General features: G+C 54.9%; 14 protein-coding genes and 1 pseudogene. 2 read left to right on the top strand and 13 right to left on the bottom strand.

Annotation, left to right across the window (positions count from 1 at the left end):
* Positions 1–95 precede the first annotated feature (95 nt).
* Positions 96–1727 (bottom strand): FAD-dependent oxidoreductase, encoded by a 1632-nt coding sequence (locus BM400_RS09295; protein WP_089838717.1) that lies wholly within the window; start codon positions 1725–1727, stop codon positions 96–98.
* 63 nt (positions 1728–1790) lie between these two features.
* Positions 1791–3089, bottom strand: coding sequence for a helix-turn-helix domain-containing protein (locus tag BM400_RS09290; RefSeq protein WP_175528941.1), 1299 nt, complete (start codon positions 3087–3089; stop codon positions 1791–1793).
* Positions 3090–3361: 272 nt separating this feature from the next.
* On the opposite strand from BM400_RS09290, the gene BM400_RS09285 reads away from it, so the two are divergent.
* A complete protein-coding gene (locus BM400_RS09285; protein WP_089838713.1) occupies positions 3362–4504 on the top strand; it encodes a glycosyltransferase in 1143 nt (380 codons plus the stop codon).
* On the opposite strand, the gene BM400_RS09280 is transcribed toward BM400_RS09285, so the two are convergent.
* The 6 genes from BM400_RS09280 to BM400_RS09255 all read right to left on the bottom strand — a co-directional run bounded on the left by BM400_RS09280 (position 4501) and on the right by BM400_RS09255 (position 11014).
* Positions 4501–5805, bottom strand: a complete 1305-nt coding sequence (locus BM400_RS09280) for a hypothetical protein (protein ID WP_089838711.1) — start codon at positions 5803–5805, stop codon at positions 4501–4503. The genes BM400_RS09285 and BM400_RS09280 overlap by 4 nt on opposite strands.
* Positions 5802–6419: an acyltransferase gene (locus BM400_RS09275; protein ID WP_175528940.1), complete on the bottom strand. Its 618-nt coding sequence runs from the start codon at positions 6417–6419 to the stop codon at positions 5802–5804. The genes BM400_RS09280 and BM400_RS09275 overlap by 4 nt, the downstream gene beginning before the upstream one ends.
* A 116-nt stretch (positions 6420–6535) precedes the next feature.
* Positions 6536–7714, bottom strand: a complete 1179-nt coding sequence (locus tag BM400_RS09270; RefSeq protein WP_175528939.1) for a glycosyltransferase — start codon at positions 7712–7714, stop codon at positions 6536–6538.
* A gap of 5 nt (positions 7715–7719) precedes the next feature.
* Complete coding sequence (locus tag BM400_RS22805; RefSeq protein ID WP_281245492.1) at positions 7720–8298, bottom strand: acyltransferase; 579 nt, start codon at positions 8296–8298, stop codon at positions 7720–7722.
* A gap of 121 nt (positions 8299–8419) precedes the next feature.
* Complete coding sequence (locus tag BM400_RS09260; RefSeq protein ID WP_281245513.1) at positions 8420–9676, bottom strand: flippase; 1257 nt, start codon at positions 9674–9676, stop codon at positions 8420–8422.
* Between the two features lie 117 nt (positions 9677–9793).
* Positions 9794–11014, bottom strand: coding sequence for a GumC family protein (locus BM400_RS09255; protein ID WP_089838704.1), 1221 nt, complete (start codon positions 11012–11014; stop codon positions 9794–9796).
* A 727-nt stretch (positions 11015–11741) separates the two neighbouring features.
* Here BM400_RS09255 and BM400_RS09250 point away from each other — a divergent pair.
* Positions 11742–14381 (top strand): polysaccharide biosynthesis/export family protein, encoded by a 2640-nt coding sequence (locus BM400_RS09250; protein WP_175528937.1) that lies wholly within the window; start codon positions 11742–11744, stop codon positions 14379–14381.
* A gap of 186 nt (positions 14382–14567) precedes the next feature.
* Here the strand turns inward: BM400_RS09250 and BM400_RS22500 are convergent.
* The 5 genes and pseudogenes from BM400_RS22500 to BM400_RS09220 form a co-directional block, all read right to left on the bottom strand.
* Positions 14568–14793: pseudogene (locus BM400_RS22500) on the bottom strand (IS481 family transposase); the annotation flags it as partial.
* Positions 14794–14871: 78 nt separating this feature from the next.
* A complete protein-coding gene (locus BM400_RS09240; RefSeq protein ID WP_245781781.1) occupies positions 14872–16959 on the bottom strand; it encodes a capsule assembly Wzi family protein in 2088 nt (695 codons plus the stop codon).
* On the bottom strand, positions 16960–18000 hold the full coding sequence (locus BM400_RS09235) for a glycosyltransferase family 2 protein (RefSeq protein ID WP_245781780.1): 1041 nt from the start codon (positions 17998–18000) through the stop codon (positions 16960–16962).
* A gap of 1580 nt (positions 18001–19580) precedes the next feature.
* Positions 19581–20135 (bottom strand): nucleotidyltransferase family protein, encoded by a 555-nt coding sequence (locus BM400_RS09225; RefSeq protein ID WP_089838692.1) that lies wholly within the window; start codon positions 20133–20135, stop codon positions 19581–19583.
* Entirely contained in the window at positions 20132–21193 is a 1062-nt protein-coding gene (locus tag BM400_RS09220) for an XdhC family protein (RefSeq protein WP_089838690.1), read from the bottom strand. Before BM400_RS09220 ends, BM400_RS09225 begins: the two co-directional genes overlap by 4 nt.
* Positions 21194–21391 lie beyond the last annotated feature (198 nt).

The raw sequence follows: 21391 nt of genomic DNA, 5'->3' as shown, positions 1-21391 counted from the left end.
GCGTTCGCAGACGATCGTCGTGTAGTTCCAGCCTGTTACGTTACGTAACAGATGCATTCTTTTCAGCAACTTGCAGAGATAACAGGCTAGAACGCCTACTCGACGCCCGACCCCGTCGCCTCCTGCTCGAGATGAAGGATGGCTTTCTGGCTGCGCAGCCTCTGCTGCAGAGCCACCACATCGACATCCTGTACGGCCGTCTTGCCCTTGATCGCCATCGCCGCCGTAACGCCCGCCGCCTGGCCCATCATCATGTACTGCGGCTCCATCCGGACCGACGAGTACGCTACATGCGAAGCCGACAAACACACCGGAACCAACAGATTGTCCGTCTGGTCTTTCTTCGGAAGAATTGTCCCGAAGGCAATCTCGTAAGGCTTTACCGAGACCTGCACATCGCCCTCGTTCCGCACCCCGCCATCGGGCGTCGCTACCCGCTGTATGTTGTGGGAATCGCTGTTGTACGACCCCATCGCGATCGAATCCTTCTTCGTCCGGTCCGTCTGCAGATCAGCCTGGTGCATCACATACACCCCAACCATCCGCCGCCCCTCGCGGATATAAAGCTGGTTCGGCCACCCGTCCGTATCCGGAAACTCGTCCTTGGCTCGCCCCCAACTGTTCACCTCATCCCGCAGAGGCTGCGGCACCCGAGGATCCGAAGCCAGAAACCACAAAAACGACTGCGTATAGAGCAGGTGGTCGTCCCAGATCCTCTTCCGCTCCGCATAGCTCGCATCCGGATACGTCCAGCTCTTCCCGATGTAGTCGCTCGAAAACGCGCCGTTGTTGTTGAAGTCCGCCTCCCGGTGCGGAATCATCACCGGGTTCATCACATCGTGGAAGTTCGGCTCACGATGCATATGTTCCTTCCACTCCCCGAGATACTTCGCCAGCAACGCGAACCTCGCCGCGTCATATCCCTTCGGCTTCGTCCACGGCATCCTGTTCGCCGGGTCGTCCGTCAGAATCATCCGGAAGTTATAGGCCTGCACCTTCTTGTCGCCCGCGCCATTCGCCCCCATCGGTCCGGGATCCACCTCCGGCATAAGCTTCCCGTTCTCATCCCGAGGCGAGATCTTCCACAAAAACTGATGTTTCGGCGTATCCACTCGCACCCCGGCCAGATCCTCGCCGTAGGTCTCCTCACCCTCCCGGCCCACCGTATACTTCACCCCGGCCTCGGCCATCACGTCGCCCTCATACGAGCAGTCCGCGAAGATCTTCGCCGCCCACACTCTCCCGTCCTCGGTCGTAATCGAGACCACATGCGTACCCTTCTTCGAGACGCCGCCATGCTCCTTCACCCGCTCATGGAAGTGGACCTCCACCCCAGCCCTCTTCAGCCAGGTGTTGAAGATCTCCTCGCCCACCTTCGGTTCCGAGAGCCAGTCCTCATGCGCGTCCAGCTTGTGGACGCCGTAGTGCGCCGCAGCCTCACGATAGAAATCGCGGGCATACCCTCCGATGATCTTGAAATAGGCAGCGTCCGTCGCCGAAAGCCCCCCGGTCACCATGCCGCCCAGATGCCCGCCGGGCTCCAGCAGCACAACGTGCAGACCTTCCCTGGCAGCCGAGTACGCAGTAACAACACCCGAGGCAGTCCCCCCATACACCACCAGATCCACAGGCGGAGCAGCGGGAGCAGCAGCAAGGGCAGAGACAGCGGTGGAGGCAAACAGCAGACCGGAAACAACACAGAGCGGACGAAACGGGTTCCTCTTCATGGGAAAACATACTGTCACCCGCACCCCATGCCTGACACGTTTCGAGCCGTATGTTACGTGCTGTTACATCGAATTTGCAGGCACTTGCGAGGCAAAAGCATGAATCGCAACCGGCCACGTCCGCAGCGGCCTGTTGTTCTCCAGCTCCGTATACGTCACCATCTCGAAGTACTGCGGGTTCCCATTCTTCTTCAACATCTCCTCCATCGAGTTCGACCCCGCCGAAGACGACAGCAGCGACACCAGCGCACCCGTATCCCTCGACTGCAGAAGCAGCACCTTCAACCCCGGCGCCCGCCCCGGCAGCAGAGCCACTAGCGACGGCCTCACCTCACGCTCATTCGACGTCTTCCCCGACTTGTTGATGATCTCGTACGTCGCCTGCTCTCCCGGTTTCGGCTTCGCGTTGATCACCCGCAGCTCCGACGGAGCCAGCGAAAAGTTCATCGCCTGCAGATACTCCTTCAAAGGCTGCAGCGTCTGGTGCGTCCCCACCGCAATCACGTTCGAGTTCTCCAGCACCAGCGGTGACAAATCCCGCGTCACATCGAACGAAATCCTCTGCTGCGCTCCCACCGCGTCCAGATAACGCGCCATATCGATCGCCGCCAACGTGTCCCACGTAACCGTATACGACTGCTCGAACGATGGCTTCCCCAGCTTGTCCACCAGCGCTTGAAAATGAGGATCCTTCGGGATGTCGTTGAAATCATTCACCGATACCGACCGAAGCCGGAACGTCGGCTCATTCGGAAAACCGAAAAACACCGGCGTCGGCAGAATGATTTTGATCGGGGCCGTCCCCTGCAGGAACGAAGCCCAAAAAGCGCTCGTCTTCGGAACCGGTCGAATCCGCCCGCTCAGCTCATGGTTCCGCCATCCCAGCCAACCTGCCAAAACTGCCAGCACGACCACCATCCCCACCAGCCCCGGCACCAGAAAATCGCGGCGCGTCTCGACCTCGGGAACGTTTCCAACCGCCTCGACAGCCTCCACCCGCGCCGCCACCGCCGGATGCTCCAGCACCATTAGCTGATGTGTCCCTGTCGGAATCACCAGCAGCTCCGGCTCCCCGGGCTCCTGCAGATAGTAGTCCTTCAGCTTCCGCCGCAGCCGCGAGATGTGCACACGCACCGAAGCGTCGGTCGTAGAGTCGAAGTTGCTGTTACGCCCCAGCCCATCGGTCGCCAGAGCATACTCGCTCACCGTCTCGTGCCGATGTTCATACAGATAAGCAAGCAGCTTCCGTTGCGTGTCGGCCCGTGCAAAGTGAGGACTCTGCAACAAGCGCTGGACATGCGCCTCCAGCGCATCGGCAACCTCGGGCGTTTCCTGGGGCGGCGGCATCGGTATCGTTGCCATGCACGGCATTCTACGCAGACACGAATACTCTTGTCCCCAGCGAAGAAAGACAGCATCGGCATTTTCCACGAGCCGTTGTCGGAAACCAGGTGGCAGATCATCTAGAATCAAGAAAGAGAGGCGGCTTCCAGACGACTGCCACATTAGACCGCAAACCGGAGCTCTTATCCGAACCGGATAGTGCTTCAAGCAGCGATCTGACAAGTGCCGGGAGCAGAAAGCGCATCGTGGCATCAGCCTTTTGGCACTAGGAGCGTTGGAGAGTATAGAAGATGAAAGTTGCTTACCCCATGCGCGTCGACGCCTTGGACAAACCTGGCGGAGACCTCCTTCTCATGCGCGAATATCTTCAGCGCTGTACCCAGGCCGCTGCAAAACGGGGAATCCCTTTCGAAGGTGTGATCTCGACAAGTCTCAATCCCGATTTCTCTGACTTCGATGTAATTCACCTTACCAATATCGATCGTCCCGTTGATCTCTATCGACAATTCAAGGCAGCAAAACAATCAGGCAAAAAGATCGTCCTGACCCCTCTTCACCACTCCTATCAAGAGATTGCTCTTTATGAACGGCAAGGCCGTGGGGGCCTGATCGGCTTGTTCTCAGGGATTATTGGATATAGTACCCTTGACGCACTGCGTAGTCTGGTCAAGTCGATAAAGTATCCAGAGTTACGTTCAGCAACTCTGGAACTAGTATTGGAGGGTGTCCGCGAGGGACAGTCGCAAATATTGCTTGGAGTTGACGTCAACCTGGTTGCCGCGGACAAGGAACTCGCAGACATAGAAAACGAGTTATGCAAGCTTCCTCCTGACAGGGTTCTTTGCATCCGCAACGGCTTTGAGATGCCACAGTTTGGGTCCCTCCACCCCCCATCGGAGCGTGACATCGACATCTGCGTAATGGGGCGGATCGAATCACGCAAGAACCAGATTGCCATCCTGGAGGCACTTGAATCTCTTGGGTTAGGCGCGACCTTCATCGGCTACGAAAACCCGAATCACAAGCGATACTGCGATCGCTTCAAAGAGATGATCGCGGGAAGTCGATCTCATTATCTCGGCGGTGTTCCCTTCGAGCAGGTCAACAGCTACCTTGCTCGGTCACGCGTTCACGTAGCTGCGAGTTGGTTTGAGGTATCCTCACGGCTGGACATCGAGGCATACGTACTCGGTTGCCGTGTTGTCGCTTCGATCTGTGGAGGCACTTCGGAGCTTCTGCGCCAAGATGCCTACTATGTCGATCCAGCTTCAAAAGAATCCATCGTGCAACGGATACTAGAGGCACTCAAAAGCAGCCATGATGGGACGGTAAACTCGATTGATCTAACCTCGGGCGCCATCGAGACATGGGACCAAATCGCGGAGAGGCTCCTTGATATCTACCTCAACAAAGCAATCTCTCATCGAAACTAGACCTCAATTAGAATTTGCGCTGGACCGTTATTTTCCTCATTCTCGGCAACACGCTTCTTGTATTGCAGCATCCCATGCCACATCCAGAATAAAAGCATAGGTTTATAGCTGACGAAGATATCGATAAAGCAGGACGTCGTAAGCAGAATGAAAACATACTGGCGAAAAGCCCAGCTCGACTTGGACCGTGAGACCAACAGAGACCAGGCAAAGCATCCGAACGCAAAGAGTCCAATGAGGCCTGTCTCGATAAAAAGACGCACGAAATAGCCATCGACAGCCGCGGAACCGAACGACGGGCCCAGTCCCAGAACGATGGAGTCATAACTGGCAAGCGTGGTCTTGATGAGCGTCATCCAACGGAAGATTCTCTGCAACCCACTTTGGTCGGCCTCTACATTTGTGGCATCGTCGATTGCAGCGGCAAATTGACCATCGATGTAGTCTGTCGACTTAGCATAAGTTGGAGCACTTCGATAGACCGCGATGGGAATATCCAACGTGAATCCAGAAACAGCACTGGAGAGGCGCCCAACGATGCTTCCGTCCTCCTCGCCCGAGCCGATGGTCAGGCTGCTGGAGACCGCCACCAGCACAAACCCCATCACAAATAGTGTAGAGACAATCGCAACTCGAGCTGCACGGGTCTTAGTTCGAACAATGAAGAACTGCAGGAGGCTCAATGCAGCCCCGATAAAAGTGATACGTGACGCAGAAAGAACAACCAGTCCCGTCGAAAGGACTCCCTTAATGCGACTCTTCTGTCCGTACCCCAGATAGCACATTAGAAATGCGGCGACAGCGGCCATCTCATAAGGGCCGTTTGTATTCCCAACTGCCCGTGAGGTGATTCCCTCAAACGCACCGGGGACAGGAACAAGGCCCAACATCTGAAGCGGAACAGCCACACATAAGATGATGAGGAACCATGTGAGCATTTTCGATATGCGGATGCCCCTCTCACTCACCAGATATCCCAGATAATAGAAGGTGCAGTACTGAATCAGTCTCACGATGAAGAACGTCGCGATCATTCCGCCAACACGGCCCAACGCGGTATTCCATATCGCTGAAAGAAAGCTTACTGCGATAAAAAAAATATACAGATTGAAGGACCTGGATCGCTCAATTCGACTGATATCGCCGCGTAAAAAAAGCAAGAGAGCGGCGATCAGAATCAGCAGATCGTCTAAGCGGATACCGCTCTCTCCAACACCGATAAGCACAAACTTAAATGAGAAGATACAGCAGACCAGAATTCCGTAGAGAACCTTATCGCTTATCCGTCTGAGGTTCATCATCTGGTTTTAATGACTCTTCCCGGAACTCCAACCACAACCGAACGGGCCGGGACAGATCGGGTTAATACCGTTCCAGCACCAAGCACCGATCCCTCACCTACCGTGACACCGTCGAGAACTGTCACATTATTGCCGATCCAGACATCTCGCTCGATGCAAATGCCTTTGCGAACGACCCCTTGCTCGAAAATGTCTCCCTCGCCCGAAAACGCATGATTCTCCGCAATTAAAGACACATTTGCCCCCAACTGACACCGGTCACCAATCGTAATCTGAGCAGCCGCCCCAAGGATAGACCTGGGACCAATATAGACGTTGTTCCCGATCGTGATGCCCTCTCCCGGCTTGTCATAGTGGCTCGTCAACTGTACCCAGCAACCTTCACGAATCGTCACGCTATTGCCTATCGTGACACCATCCACAGACAAGCAATCGAGATATCCGTAGTTGCCGATATAAACGTTATTCCCTATCTTCAGCATCGACTTGTTGAGTATTTTGCACCCCTTCCCCAGAAAGAAGGAGCCACGCGCCTCCGCCAGCCAGATCTTGACAAAAGTGCCACGAATCAGAGGGACAAGCCCCTTCTGCGCAAGATTTGTCAGCACAGCCATCGCAGAAAGTTGAGGTGCGATATCGAGTTTCCGGCCTCGAAACCGCCTCATCAGATAAGAAGCTATGCGGTCGCTAAGCATTCCGTGAACCCCACCTTGAATTCTCCTGCATCAAGCTAGTTGCCATCTGATCCGCCTTGACTCGAGTACTTTTTGAAGCTCTCAATGAACGTCTTATCCGAAAATCTCAATAGCGCTGCATCGTAAAGTTCAAGCAACTGCCTCGTTGGCAAACCTTGTACCTCGACGATCTTTTCCACAAATGTATCAACCGCAAAATCGTTGGCGATAAGGGAGTCTGGTATCCACTCATGAAATACGGGAATCGGGCTCGCGACGATACGGATCCCTCGAACCATTGCCTCACGAGCGACGATACACATTGACTCGTAGAAAGATGGGATCAAAACCGTTGCAGATTGGGAGATCGTGTCCCAAGGAGTGTTGCTCCATCCAAGAAAAATCACTTTGCGCCCAAACGAGAGTGCTTGCGCTTTTATCTTCATATCCGCAAAGTCCGGACCATCCCCAACAATCGTTAGGGTCGCGTTAACGCTATTCTCTTCAAGCCTGCCCAGGACATCGAGCGCAATCAGGTTATTCTTGTGTCCGTAGTCAATCCGGCCAATCATCCATAGATCGATCACTCTATGTCCAGAGATGCTGGCATCTCTCTCGATATCTCGAACAACCCGTGTCTGCTCTCCAATGGGTGGGGAGTAAAGGTGACCGATGAAAGGCCTTCTTTTTCCCCTTAAACGCGCCTCGACATCGGGTATGGTGGATTGGCTCGGCGTAATGATCGAAGGGTAAAGGCTGAAAGCCCACCGGTCCGCACTCCAGTCTCTCAAGCGACTCAGAAGCGCTCTTCTCCATGATGCGTTCTTTATCAGTACTGCAAACCGCTCGGTATTGTGCAGCCATCCATGTGGCTTCTCACCAAACCATAAAAGAGTCGTGAGAGGGGCAAGGCAGAATTCGATTCCTGAGAGATTCAGCCACCAGCCCCTGACTCCGAGACGCAGCAGCGGACGGAGAATACGAAAAAATGCGGGTATTCTAAGAGGAAAACTGAAAATATTCAGAGGAAGAGCGGGCGGACACTCAATAAACTCCAACCGCGGTGTCAGACCAACAATCTCCTCAACCGCTCGTCTGGTCTTCTCTGTGCATACACACACAACACGTTCACTGGTGTTGCATATGATCGAGCGGATTCCCCACCCCATGGCAATCTGTGCTCCACCGAAAGTATGCGCATCATCAATGAAAACGATTGGCGGTGAAGTATTCACGGACATCATTGGCGAGCCTTCAAAAAACGCGCGGGAACACCCGCCACAATCGTATAATCAGCGACCGACGTCGTCACAACGCTCCCTGCAGCAACGATGGCCCCCTTCCCGATAGTGACCCCGGGAAGGATCGTCGCGTTCGTTCCGATCCATACATCATCTTGAATCGTGACACCCTTTTTATCTGTCCTGGATGGCTGTTCCGTGATCGGCCGTCCCAATTCGGAAGAATGGTTGGAACTGATGATAGAAACTCCTTGTGAGATAAGGCAATTGGAACCGATACGAATTCCGCCAGCGGCCCGCAGATTATTCCCTTCGCCAATATAGGTGAAATCCCCCACATCGAGATTCGCGACATCACCCGGTGCAGCGTGAAGATCCGGTTCCACGGATATAAACGTAAGCGCCCCAATCACGACGTTGCGGCCAAACTTCAGGTGACAATCATGACCAACTCGGATGATCGCCCTGGGATCAATACGACAGTTTTCGAATTTCGCCCCAAAAGATTCCAGCACCATCCGGTCTCTAACCAGCCGCGCGGAGTTTTTCAACGTTTGTAGGAGTAATTTAACGATCATGACTTTATGAGAAAAACCGAATCCAGTTCCATTTGAGTCTCTTCCTTGCCCTGCCACCATCCCCCATTCAAGAGTTCCACATACAAATCCCTTTGATCATGGAGCCACTTCTACCCATATCTTATCGGGTTGCCAAATCAATGCGCGAGACGGACATCGCAAGCAGCCGCGCAATCGAAATGCCTCCGCGGGACAGCAGCCATGTGCCACCAACCATCTGGACAGCTTCGACCGCGGTCATGGCAAGTACCCCGCCGAGCGCGCCATAGTGAGGAATCAACAAAAAACCTACCCCCACATTCAGCACTCCAACGGATAAAAGGAGTCTGCTCTGCACTTTCTCGAAACCAAACGGGATCAGTACGAGCGTTGACAGCATATAGGTCATCGCGGCCAATCCTGGAAACAAAGAGAGACAACGAAGTAGAGGCACAACAGCAATGGCGTTATGGCCAAATGAAAACAGAGCGATCGGTCTGGCAAGCAAGAAGAGTAAGCTCCCACCCACGAGACCGACGGCCATGAACCAGAACATGAGCTTGCGGATAAAGAGGAGCGCAAGGTCTTTCGACTCTGATACTAGCCGAATGACGCGAGGGTAGGAAGCTTGGATGATCGGCGCGACTAAACCGGTGATAGCCCGAATCAGTTTATCGGCAAGGCTGAAGTATCCGGCTTGAGCATCTCCGCCAAGAACTCCAACAAGGAACACATTCGTGTTGCTATAGAGGCTCACGGCTGCGGTAGTCAAAAACAGATGGCGGCCATCCCGGAGTGCCCCATAAATGTCGCCTCGCGTCGGAAGCGTAAACCAGTTCACATGCTGAATCAGGGCAACAATCATTCCGATCACGCCCGCGAGCAGCAGGCCGCACGACAACAGGAACGCAGCCAACAACGAGTCATCATGGTTGCGAACAAACAGCAGAATCATCGCCGCGGAACTAAGCTTTGCGAGCCCCGAGATAATCGAGATCGAACGCATCCGCTCAACCCCTTGAAATAGCCAGGTCGGAAAAACCGCGCTGCCGATTACTCCAAGATACGTAACGATATAGATCCCCATATTGGCGCGCATCCGAGGGATGAAAGCGATCATGCCTCCCATCACGAACGCTCCGAAAAAAAGCAGAACGAGTTTGACGGTTGTCAAGGTCCAGAAAATCCGCGACACCTCATCTTTATCGTCACGACTCTGCGCTACAGCTCGGGTACCGGAATAATTAAACCCATAGTCGGTGGCTATCACGAAATACTGTCCGATCGCCTGCGCAAAGGCAATCAAACCATACTGTTCAACTCCCAGGACGCGAACGAGGAACGGCAACATCGCTGCCGGGATCACATAGTTCAACCCCATCATCGCGTAGAGCCAGATAGCGTTCGACTTCAGAACCGATTTATCAGCTGCAGTTGACAGGGGCAGCCTTCCTTTGTGAGTTAGGGAATGTAGATCGATACCAAGACCGACGCGTCGGCCTCGTCGGCGAGATAACTATTGCTGTATTGATGTCGAGTTCCTGAGAGAAGACTGTATCGCTACCCCGTATCTGCGCCAAAGAACCCAAAGGCAACTGCCGAACAAACCAACACTGAATCCCGCCACCATAATAAGAGTCCGCGGTGGTGATGCTCTGTGGTCCGGATAAGACGCCGTATCAAGAACCTGGAGAAGCGGCGAGTCCCGAAGTTCGTCCATATGCGCCACTTCATCTTGCTTCGCAATCATTTCAAATAACGCCTCGTGGTACTTGACCTCGCGCTCTCGCCGAACGTACTCCAATTGAATTTGAGGAACCTTCGATGTTGGAATATCTCCCGGCTCAAGCTTTCCATTACCGTTTTGGAGACGCGCCAATTGTCCTTGCAGGTCCGCAATCACCCCTCGTAGGCGAATCACTTCCGGGTTTTGCTCCGTTGAAGACTGGCGCAAGTCGGAAAGCTCAATTTGCCTTGACGCAATCTGCGCTTTGGTCTTCGCAATGGTCTCAATCTCCAATGCAGCCTGACCACTGGGAGCGATCAGGCCAGATTGCTCTTTCACCTCTTTAAGACTCACCTCAGCTTCCTCGAGATCATTCTTCTCTTTCGCCAGCTGCTGATCGAAGAAGAGGCGCCGCTGCGAGGATTCTGTCAGAGCCAGACGACCGTTTGTCTCTCGCAAGGCGTCGAGATATGCGTTCGCGAGATCTCTCGCGCGCTCTGGACTTTTATCGGTAACAGTCAGCGTAATGATGGTGTCTTTCATCCCAACCAGCACCGCCGTATGGCTACCGAGACGTTTCACGGCATCGCTATCGCGTTTGACTCCATAAACCTCGCGCAGATTGAACTGTCGTACCAGTTCGTCCGCAATCGATCGGCTCTTGAGGATACCGGCATAAAGATCCCCTGAACTCTTTACCGCCCCCAACAAGCCTGCCGGAGCCAGTGCGGACAACTGTCCCGCCAACGCGGAAGAGGCACTGCTCCCATTTGATGGTGGTATGAACTGGGCGATGGATGCATATTGAACGGGGAGTGCAAACGCCGTGACAACCGAGATGAGTAACAGACTCAAAGTACTACGTGCAACCGTCCATCGGGCACGATTCAACGTCGCAAACACATCGGCAAGATTTATTTCAGCATCATGCTGGACTTGCGATTGAGATCGGTCGTCTAGAGGATGCTTATCTTCTGCCGCACGCGCGGCAGACCAGCCTTGCTCATTCATCGATTACCTTCCTGCTGTTTCGTACAGCATCACAACTTTTACTGCGTTGATGGGTCCTACGCAGACATGCAGAACCTCCTCATACATCGCGTCCGAACGTCATCCCTCAAACAGAGAACTGGAATGACCGGAGAGTGAAAAGAGGGCGTTCGGCTGAAAATTCATTCGAGCAGTCTTGCAATTGCACTGCCAATGAACGCGAAAGTTAACCCCGCAGCGAAGATCCAAGCCGGTGTGGAGGGGAATTTGGCAGTAGAAATAGGTCAAGAATCTCAACTCAGTTGACGTCGACGCTCACAATCCGATTGTACTGGCTTCCCAACAGGACTGGAACAAATCTCGACGACATCTCGTCCGCAGAATTGCTATCGCAGAAACGATTGCGATATTCTCTATTCACCCTCATGCAGAATCGCCAACTCGGATTTTTCAGCGGCGTTTTGCTTGGCCCGGCAGCCCTCCACACAGAGAGTTCGCATTTGACGTTTCCATTTACCCCTCTCGACCGCAAAAGAATCCTTGACATAACGAGTTTGCGATACGTCAAGAGAACCGTCAAGACAGACGACAAATCCCAGTTCGCTTCATGCCGATCGGCCCTACTCGAATCTTCAGACGCTTTTGGGCGCTACCGAACGCACGGAAACGATATCCCCATCCATCGTTGGTTTTGCCTCACTACACACAGCAATTAGTTGGACATTGGAAGACAAGTATGATGACGTTTATGAAACGACGCGCAGCGGCGAGCCTTGCTTTCTGCGGCTTTCTCGCATTTTCTCACCCGTCCGGCGCGTTAGCATCGAGCTTCTACCAGACTGGCCAAGGCTCCCTTCAGCAACAGGCCCCTGCCCAGACACAAAGTTCAGATCCGTCGCAAGACAATGGACGCTCATCTCTTGACGACACATCCGGGCCAACCCTCCGTGCTGCACCCGTGCTCAACCCGACCCAGGATCCTGCTGGCACCACCCAACTCCTGCAGGATCAGCTCGCCGACCGGGATAAAAGTCCCCAAGGTCGAACGGCACAGGGGCCCCCCGTCCAGCTCAGCGACTTTCAACGTCTAGTCGCCGCATCTGTCGGTAAAGTTCTTCCAATCTACGGCGCAAACCTTTTCCTCAATGTTCCATCGACATTTGCTCCCGTAAACCGAATTCCGGTGACCCCCGACTACGTAATCGGTCCTGGGGATGAACTCTTAATTCATGCATGGGGCCAGGTCTCACTGGACGGACACTTCACGGTTGACCGTTCCGGTTCTGTCTATATCCCAAGGGTAGGCACAGTACACGTCGCCGGAATTCCATTTGACAAGATCACCGATTTCCTCCGCTCCCAGATGAGCCGCCTCTTCCAGAACTTCGATCTGAACATCAATATGGGCCAGCTTCGCTCGATCCAGATCTTTGTCGTGGGCGAAGCGAAGCGTCCCGGAAGCTATACCGTCAGTTCCCTGAGCACACTCGTAAACGCAATCTTCTCCAGCGGTGGCCCAACCTCCACCGGTAGTATGCGCAACATCCAGGTGAGGAGAGGCAAGGAAACGATCGCAACCTTCGATTTTTATGACCTCTTGCTCAAGGGCGACAAATCGAAAGATATCGCACTTGCTTCGGGTGACGTCGTCTATATCCCCCCAGTCGGTCCTATGGTTGCTTTAGCGGGAAGCTTCGATAAACCGGCCTTATACGAACTCAAAAACGAGTCGACGATCAAGGATGCTATCGCTCTAAGCGGAGGTCTCGCGACGCTAGCGCGACGCCGTCAAATCCGGATCGAACGCGTCCGCCAGCTTGAAGATACTCGTTCAATCGAAGATGTCACTCTGGACGACGCGGGACTCTCCACCCCACTGCTTGACGGAGATATCCTTGAGGTCTCTCCCATCATCGATCGCTTCAAGGACGCAGTCACCCTCCGCGGTAACGTCGCAAATCCGAGAAGGTTTGCGTGGCATCCAGGCATGCACATTCGGGACCTGATCCCCGACAAAGAAGCGCTCTTGACCCGAGAATACTGGCAGCAAAAGAATCAACTCGGATTACCGATCCTCGACCCAAATGAAGACATCCGCCGCTATGCCCCCGACGCTCCCATAGCGCAGGTTAATGGAACGGGGATTGCGCCTTCTCCGACCAACTCAGCGCTTGCTCTGCCAAACGCCTTGGACAGCGATACCAATGTCCACGGTGTGCCTTCCAACGGCATTCCCAACCGCAGAGCGACTGAGGATGCAAGGACATCCGGCCTCACCCGAAGTGCCTCGGTCTCCCTCCACAACAATGCTTCCCCCGAGCCATCCACAAGTTCCCCGTCGGGTTCGGCCCCCACCGCCGCCTCGGTGAGTTCCGCTGTAACCGGTGTAGCGGGGCGATTTCCCGTCAAGAACTCGGTGCTCCTAAGCGCACCCGAAATCGATTGGGCCTACGCTGTCATCGAGCGAACAGACAAGAACGATCTTCGTTCCCACCTTCTTCCGTTCAATCTTGGACGAGCCATTCTCGACGGCGATCCATCACAAAACTTGGAACTCCAACAAGGTGACGTCGTGACAATCTTTTCCAAAGCGGACATTCGTGTACCCCAGGATCAGCAGACGAAACTGGTTCGCCTTGAGGGCGAATTTATGGCATCAGGGATCTACACCGCAGGCCCGGATGAGAATCTACGCCAGCTTGTCGCGAGGGCCGGCGGCATTACGACGAAAGCCTACCTCTATGGCTCAGAGTTTATGCGCGAGTCTGCACGGGTGATCCAGCAGCAACGTCTAAATGAGTATGCCGACGATCTAGAGAGACGAGTCAAACTCGCCGAAGCAAACAGCGCTTCCAACGCGCTCAACCCTCAGGATCAGATCGCCGATATTGCTGCCCTGCAAAAGGCCCGCTCTATTGCAGCAGGCCTACGGGAAGTCAAAGCAAGTGGACGGGTCGTTCTTTCGATTCGTCCCGATAGCAATAGCCTGGATGACATCCCGGAATTACCTCTTGAAGACGGAGATACCTTTGTACTTCCTCAGAGGCCACTCAGCATCGGTGTATACGGCTCCGTGTATACACCCACTCAGTTCCTTTACGACACGCACCGCAGAGCACGTGATTACATCCATCTTGCCGGCGGAAGCACACGGACAGCTGATACAGCAAGAAGTTACATTATCAGAGCCGATGGGTCCGTGGTCAGCCGACAATTCTCCACCGCTCTCTTCACTGGCAACTTTGAATCGACGCACCTCTTCCCGGGAGACACTGTGGTCGTTCCCGAGCAGGTGAACAAACGTCCCCTTCTCCGCAATCTCGTGGATGTTGCAACGATCGTAGGACAGTTCGGTTTGGGAATTGCGGCAATCAACGTATTGAAGTAGAGTTCACAATCTCGAGTCTCTTTGCAATCGAGACTCGCGGTTGTCTCACCTCATGTCCGACGAAGCCGCATCTCGTCTAAGTGCTTAGTCCCGGCGGTTGCTGGGTTGGGTTGAGATTAACTTTGTCTGGGTTCCGTGCTCGGAGCTTACCACGGTTCGCCCCTGTCGGTTCTTCGGAAAGTAGCGGATCGTAGTCTGGAGAACGTAGACGCAGTCGTTCAACGGCAGCAACGTGTGCTTGCGAAACGCAACGATGGTGGCCTCCTGCAACCGTCAGAACAGTCGACATGGGAACGGTAGGGCAAGTTCGGCAATCGGCAGGCCTCCGCTTCTTCCATTTGGCGACCGTCTTCGGGTTGATACCATGCCGTCTAGCCAGGCCCCTCGTGCTCTGTTGACGATGGTGTAGCGCTCCGGTGTAGGCCCTTTCCTATAGGGCCTCTTTCTCACGCTCAGAAAACGATGCAATATCGGATGCCGCACTAAACGCCTAGCGATTCAGATGCAGCTTCGGATTCCACGTGATCTGGAGCCATCCGCTCTCATTGTGGTGAGCAACCGATTCGAGTGTTGGAATGAAATGACGCTCATATTGCGCAAAGACCTGTGCCGACCATTCGGAGTTGATGGCATGAGACGCATTCAGAAATACATCGGTCGTAGTTCCACCCCCCGCGAGAAAGTTTTCGCTCACGACTCTCTGCCTGTAGCCCACCTCAACACGTGACCTGGCAGAAAACCAATATCCGGTTCGCCCCTCGTAGGCGCGCCCATCCCGGCCAACGGCATTGCCAAGCAGAAAGCCTTTGTTCGTGTTCCCGTCGCGATACTGGTTGTTGATGAAAAACCTACCACCGTGACCCTCATCCTGGCTGAGTTCCTCTGAGCTTGCCACCTCAAAACGAAAGTCCATATGGGGAAGATACGGCAGACGTGCCAAATAGATGCCTGGGGCCCAAGCCACACGCCGTGGTGCGTCGAGGGGATTTGGCTCATCGTCAGCGTAGGCATCGGCATAGACCGTAACGACATTCCGAAGCCCAGGGACACGATAACGAAAGTCAAAGCCGCTCTTTCGGTCACCTGGGTCGAGACGATCTCCATAACCGAAATTGGTCCCAGTCGAATCGAAGCTGAATAGATTCCGTTTTAGGCTGCGGAGCGTCATCGGGTGGCCAACACCCCACAAAATCGACCACGAACTGAAGCTCATCTCAACACTGCTGCCGAAGGTCAGATCGATCTTCGCACCGTTGAAGTATGGACGCGCCGGATATTTGTGACCGGACAGTTTCCCAAAGACAAAGTCGTAGCGATACGTTCCAAGCAAGGGGAAAAAGGGGAAAGGGCGTGGGCGACTCGCCGTCAAACGCAGATTATAGGTTGGTTCTGCATTGCTCGAAAAAGACCACGGTCCCATGGTATTCAAACCCCAGAAAATCGCCTGCTTCCCAAAGGAAAGCGTATTGCCCTTGAACGCCATACCCGCATACATTTCAAGGGGGCGCTGACGCAGGTAGGCAGCCATTGCGGGAGTCGGAAGATACGGCGTAGGGACCACAGGAGTTCCGAAGGGGAGGTTGTCCAGATCATTGAGGAACTGTCCCTGTGCCAGAGTCAACGCGGGTGTACCAGGTGTCTGCTGCGCCTCCTGACGGATATAGGCAAAGTATCGCCCCGTAACGGCGCGCACGGAATAACCCGCAATCACGCTTCCTCCCTGACGCAGGGGGCGTCCGAAATCATTCCACCAAGTCTGACCAAAATGAAAACCATCCGTCAACGCTGGACCGGCAATGACACCGTAGCGTGTGTAGGCTGATTCCAGAACGATTCCGTTGCGGTCTTCCGGTTCGGCCAACTCTTTCTGCAGGTCCGACAAAATTCGAAGCCCCTCCTCATTGACGGAGTCGCTCAGGCCGAAGGATCCTACAGCTTCTTCAACCTCTCTGACCTGTCGCAGGCACTCTTGCCGCGTCCAGGGTCTGATGGAAGCATTTTGCGATGGAATAAGCCCCAAAGCGCCAAGACGTTCCAAAGCCGGATAGATCCAACTATCCATCGGAACATTGGGCGATCCGATGCGGTCCCTCGCTGACACATCCCAGGTAGAGTCATCGGGAGAAACCTTTCCGAGTGAACTCCACGTAGGCTTTGTGGCTTGGACCTCGCTGGAAGGAGCAGGTACAACCGTCACCCCGGAAATCGGACTCAGGAAGTCTGTTTCGTGGCCTTTGAAGTTCACACTCATCGTCGAAAACGGCAGGCTGCGGTTCGGCAGCGGCAAGAACTCCCAATCCGCCTTTGATATAGTTTGCCCCTGAAGCGCTGTGCTCTTCGTCGACAACAGAATGCAAAGAGCAAACACCGAAAAAGAAAGCGGGCGAGAGATGACCGATTTCATTCCGAAAAAGCCTTTCTCGGGAGGATTAGGGAAGCGCCTTCTTGTCGGGGCGATGATTTTCCACACTCCGTATTGCGATTGATTTAGGGAAACGGTCCGAATTACGACCGGATCCATATTCCCCCGCTTTCCGCAAAACTCGACTCGCAGCGGATCAATCAACTGCTCTTGCATCTAGGGCCTGGGCACATGCGGGGTACGGCTATGCACCTCAATCTCCATCTGTTTCGCAAGCTCATCCAGTCGGCGATCCTGCCAGTAATGAGGATGCGCAGAGATCATGTCCACCAGCCCCATAGGCAGATCTGCTTCATGAAGCCCAAGCCGGTAGGCGACGTATTTGCTTACGGTACGAAAGAGCGCGAGCGGGATGAAGGCGTATCCATGCTTTCGCAGAAAACTAAGCTCTGACTTGACGAAACGCACCCCCTCGCCCTGTGGAGTACCAAATTGCTCGATAAACCACTTTTCCTGCCCATGATGAACGCCGATATCGAAGTACCGAGAAAACTCCTTGCGTATCGAAAGTCCATGAGAGTGAATAACCTTCGCATCCGCTTGGTAGACGATCTTCCAGTCCGCCAACAGCATCCGTGCCGCGACCGTGCAATCTTCCGAGAGGATGACATTCGGAAATCCACCCACAGCATCGAGCGCTTTGCGTCGATACGCAGCAAAGCTATTTGAAAAGAAGGCCGCCTTCATTCCCATCTCGGCCCGACTCCCCGAAGTGCGCACCTGGGAGACTTCGGTGTAATTAAACAGGCGCGAGTGGCGCTCGATCGGATCGGCAGATTCCCGCGGAAGCTGACGCCCATACACGCCGCCCACATCGGGATCGGCGAACGCGTCCAGCAGCTTTTGAATCGAATCCGCATCGGACGGAAGCGCGTCTTGCGTGAGATAAACAAGAAAGTCTGCCCACGAAGCCATCTTCGCTGCCATCTGGCGAGTCGCCCCGTGACGGAAGCTCTCTGTCGGGATCACCTTCAGTTGAAAACCCGCAGACCGCACAAGAGCAGCAGTACCGTCCGTGGACGATGAATCGATGATAAGAACTTGATCGCTCTCTACCCCTTGCTTCGTCAAGGCCGAGTGAAGGCTATCCCAGTATCGAGCCGCGTTGTAGGTGGGGATGATGATGCAGGTATTGCTTGGGAAGGAGGCGATGAAGGAGGTTTTTTTGTCGGTCATTGTCCCTACAGAGGTCACCATCGCTATTCCCGTCATTTGATTCAAGGTTGGAACCGAGATATTGGATCGAGATAGCTGCTTAAAAATTCATTTAAAACTCTGTGCGTTTTACGTCACAACATGGAAATCATAGAGAAGTAAACAGTTGCGTGGAAAACTTTCTTTATTAGGTCTCTATGACGAGTGTACCCCATTTAGCTCCATTCTTTCCTACGCGTCCGCGAGCGGCCCCCCTTCATATCCGTCCGGTAGAGACCTAAAAAAACAGAGATTCGACCGCATCTACCGGTTGGACGTTGCTCCTTCAGTTTCGTCTAGGAAACCAGAATACGCCTCTTCCTGAAATTCCACATGACCACAGATGCACAGCTTTTGGTGCGATTCCGGCACTTTGGTAATGCCTCGCTAATCTGTATTCCAACCCAATGGGTCAACATACAAATTCCCCCCTGAGGGAATTAGCCAATATATATTGATGCAATCAAAACTGAGAAGCCATGACTCGTTCGTTTCCACGAGATCTTAGAGGAGCACAAATGCGCCGAGCGCCCGAGCTGCTGCTTGAATGCTTTCAAGCCCGAGACAGCATACAAAGGTCCTAGATCTTCCAATCAAGTTCCATCGTTCTCGTAGTGAGCAGAGCTATTGGGACTTCAAGCACTTAGTCGCGATCCGGCTGGTCCTACCACGGATCGGCACCAGCCACCTTCCGCATCGCATCCACCAAGCCTGAAGACCTTCATCCCCAGAATGAGTAATCCTCCAAACCTCCCATGTTTCCTAGTCGATAGTCGCATGCAACCGTTGAGGTTGTTATCCCGAAGAAATTTATCGTTCAAAGGGCAGGGGTTGAAATAGCTCCCGCCAATCTAGACCCTACCGCCCGAATGCGAACCTCCTGTCCTGTCCCCATTCCCACAGCAAGCGCCACCGCCTAACCCCGGTATCAGATTGAACGTTCTCTCCATCGGCAACACTTCAAACAGAGAATCCGACGTAACCGTCAACGCCCGAAGGCCCTACCTCTTTAAGGCGCGTAGTTACCGCCGGCAAAATAGACCGCACCGGAGAAACCCCGGTCCCAGAAGCGGTAGCCCGAATCTCCGCCTCAGCCCCGGTCAAATGGTAGATAATCAGATACTCGCCCTTACCCCCTTGATGCTTCACACTCAGCAGCTCGCCGCGAGCATCGAACGACACCGCAGCAGCCGAATCGGAACGCATCAACAAAGGTCGAAGTTTCGTTGATGCTCAGATACACCCGGCCACACTCAATCTGCGGAGCCGGATTATCAGCGGCCCTTCCCGAAAGACCTGCTGATTTGAGATTTAGATCATCGTGTACTCCGTCACCGCAGCGCGCCACTCCCCACCGCCAGATACGTCCCGATCTCCGGAAAGCTCTTACCCCACACGCCTCATCCCGGGGCAGCCTAACAACCTAGCACAACCCGATCTGGTACCGAGGCGGCTAACTTTGTAGCTTAAATCACATTAGCAATCACAAAAAAAATGATCTTCATGCGCCAACCGAAGTCGAAGGAGCCCGATGCGCTCGACATCGCCGTCGAACTTTTTATCCCCAGCTCCCCCTGCGCACCCTACTCCCCAAACACCATCCTCACCCGCTCCAGATCCTCCTCCGTATCCAGATCCATCTCCCCAGCCGCCAGCTCCAGAGCCGCAGCCCCCCGCAAAAGCTCCCTCGCCCCCACATCCCCGGTCACCCGCAGCAACTCCTCAAAATCTTCCGCCGGAAAATAACCCGGAACCCCATTCCTTCCCCCGTACCGCGAAGCCATCCTCCCCCCAGCCGCCATCAGCCCCAGCAAATGCCCTGCCGTTACCGCCGGCATATCGCACGTCATCACCACCGCCCCATCCAAATCCCTCACCGCCGCAATCCCCATCCGCAGCGACGACCCCATCCCCTCGCCCCAGAGCTCATTCTCCAGCACCACCGCTCCCTCCAGCGCACACGCCTCTTCCACCCGCGCCGCCGAAGCCCCCAGCACCACTACCACCGGATCGCACCCTGCCTCCCGAGCCACCCTCACCGTCCGGTCCAGCAACGTCTCCCCGCCAATCCGCACAAGCTGCTTCGGCTCCCCCAGCCGCGACGAGCTTCCCCCCGCCAGAATCACCGCAGCCTTCATACCGCGCACTGCGAAGACAAATACCGGCTCGCACCACCAAGCTCAATCTGTGCCGCCACATCCCCCGGCGTCAGCCTCCGCGACGCCGGAAGCTTCCCCTGGCACGAAGCCTGCACCTCCGCCACAATCGCCAGCGCAATCGCCTCCGGACCATCCCCGCCCAGGTCCAGCCCGATCGGCGCATGAATCCGCCCACACGTCTCCTCCACCGTCACCCCCACCATCGCCGAAGCCTCCGCCACGAGCAGCGCCGTCCTATGCCTGGCCCCCAGAATCCCCACATACCGCAACCTCGGCACCCGCAACAACGCCGCCAGCGCTGCCCGGTCTTGCTCGTAGCTATGCGTCATCACCACCACCGCATCCCGCTCCTCGAACGGGATCGAAGCCAGATCCTCCACAGCCCGCACCCGCGAGGCCCCCGGAAAACGCTCCGCCCGAGCTAGTTGCGCACGCCCATCCAGCACCTCAACATTCCATCCGAGCAGCGCCCCCATCGCCGCCACCGGCCTCGCGTCGTCCCCTGCCCCAATCAACACCAGCCGCTGCGGAGCCCCAAACCGCTCCTCATACACCCCAGTCATCTCATCATCCGAAATCCCAGCCGACCGAAACAAAACCTCACCCGTCGCATTCACCACAAGCCGCCGCAACCCCAGCCCACCCTCCGGCAACCATGTCTTGACCGTAGCCTCCTTCCCTGCGAGGGCCCCTTCCATTGCCACCAGCAAAGCCTCCGCCTCAGCCGTCTCTACCGGCTCAAACAGCAGATCGACCGTCCCCCCGCACCCCAGACCAAACGGAATCTCCGCTGTATCGTCGAACAGCGTCGAGTACCGCTCGACCGCAGCCCCATGCCGGACAATCCAACTCGCCTTCCGCGTTACCTCAGTCTCCAGACACCCACCACTGATCGTTCCCGCATACTGCCCCCCGGCACCAAGCAGCAAACGTGCCCCTGGTCGCCGATAGCTGGACCCCTCCGCCCGCACCAGCGTAACCAGCACCCGGCCCACCCCGGTCCGCCACAACTCGACAATGCGTCTACGCTCCGGCATATGTCACCACATTACAACCTCACAACAAGCTCTTGTCATGCTGACGCTCAGCAAAGTCGCAATAGAGCGACCTTCCGTAAAAACCGATTACCGCACAAAAAAATACCACTTAACCGGAAACACACGTTGACCGCCCATTGACCATATTTTCCATGCAGAATCCCATGTTTTTACCGTCCAAAATGCTCTGGTGAAACA

Origin of the sequence: Granulicella pectinivorans (genome assembly GCF_900114625.1) — a bacterium.
Taxonomy (GTDB): domain Bacteria; phylum Acidobacteriota; class Terriglobia; order Terriglobales; family Acidobacteriaceae; genus Edaphobacter; species Edaphobacter pectinivorans.
The sequence above is the reverse complement of the archived record's forward strand: the minus strand, read 5'-3'. Positions and strand labels throughout refer to the sequence as shown.

Coding starts and splice junctions, on each gene's coding strand:
- BM400_RS09295 (WP_089838717.1), bottom strand. CDS start 1,727: ATGAAGAGGAACCCGTTTCGTCCGCTCTGTGTTGTTTCCGGTCTGCTG.
- BM400_RS09290 (WP_175528941.1), bottom strand. CDS start 3,089: ATGGCAACGATACCGATGCCGCCGCCCCAGGAAACGCCCGAGGTTGCC.
- BM400_RS09285 (WP_089838713.1), top strand. CDS start 3,362: ATGAAAGTTGCTTACCCCATGCGCGTCGACGCCTTGGACAAACCTGGC.
- BM400_RS09280 (WP_089838711.1), bottom strand. CDS start 5,805: ATGATGAACCTCAGACGGATAAGCGATAAGGTTCTCTACGGAATTCTG.
- BM400_RS09275 (WP_175528940.1), bottom strand. CDS start 6,419: ATGGCTGTGCTGACAAATCTTGCGCAGAAGGGGCTTGTCCCTCTGATT.
- BM400_RS22805 (WP_281245492.1), bottom strand. CDS start 8,298: ATGATCGTTAAATTACTCCTACAAACGTTGAAAAACTCCGCGCGGCTG.
- BM400_RS09255 (WP_089838704.1), bottom strand. CDS start 11,014: ATGAATGAGCAAGGCTGGTCTGCCGCGCGTGCGGCAGAAGATAAGCAT.
- BM400_RS09250 (WP_175528937.1), top strand. CDS start 11,742: ATGAAACGACGCGCAGCGGCGAGCCTTGCTTTCTGCGGCTTTCTCGCA.
- BM400_RS09240 (WP_245781781.1), bottom strand. CDS start 16,959: ATGCAAGAGCAGTTGATTGATCCGCTGCGAGTCGAGTTTTGCGGAAAG.
- BM400_RS09235 (WP_245781780.1), bottom strand. CDS start 18,000: ATGGTGACCTCTGTAGGGACAATGACCGACAAAAAAACCTCCTTCATC.
- BM400_RS09225 (WP_089838692.1), bottom strand. CDS start 20,135: ATGAAGGCTGCGGTGATTCTGGCGGGGGGAAGCTCGTCGCGGCTGGGG.
- BM400_RS09220 (WP_089838690.1), bottom strand. CDS start 21,193: ATGCCGGAGCGTAGACGCATTGTCGAGTTGTGGCGGACCGGGGTGGGC.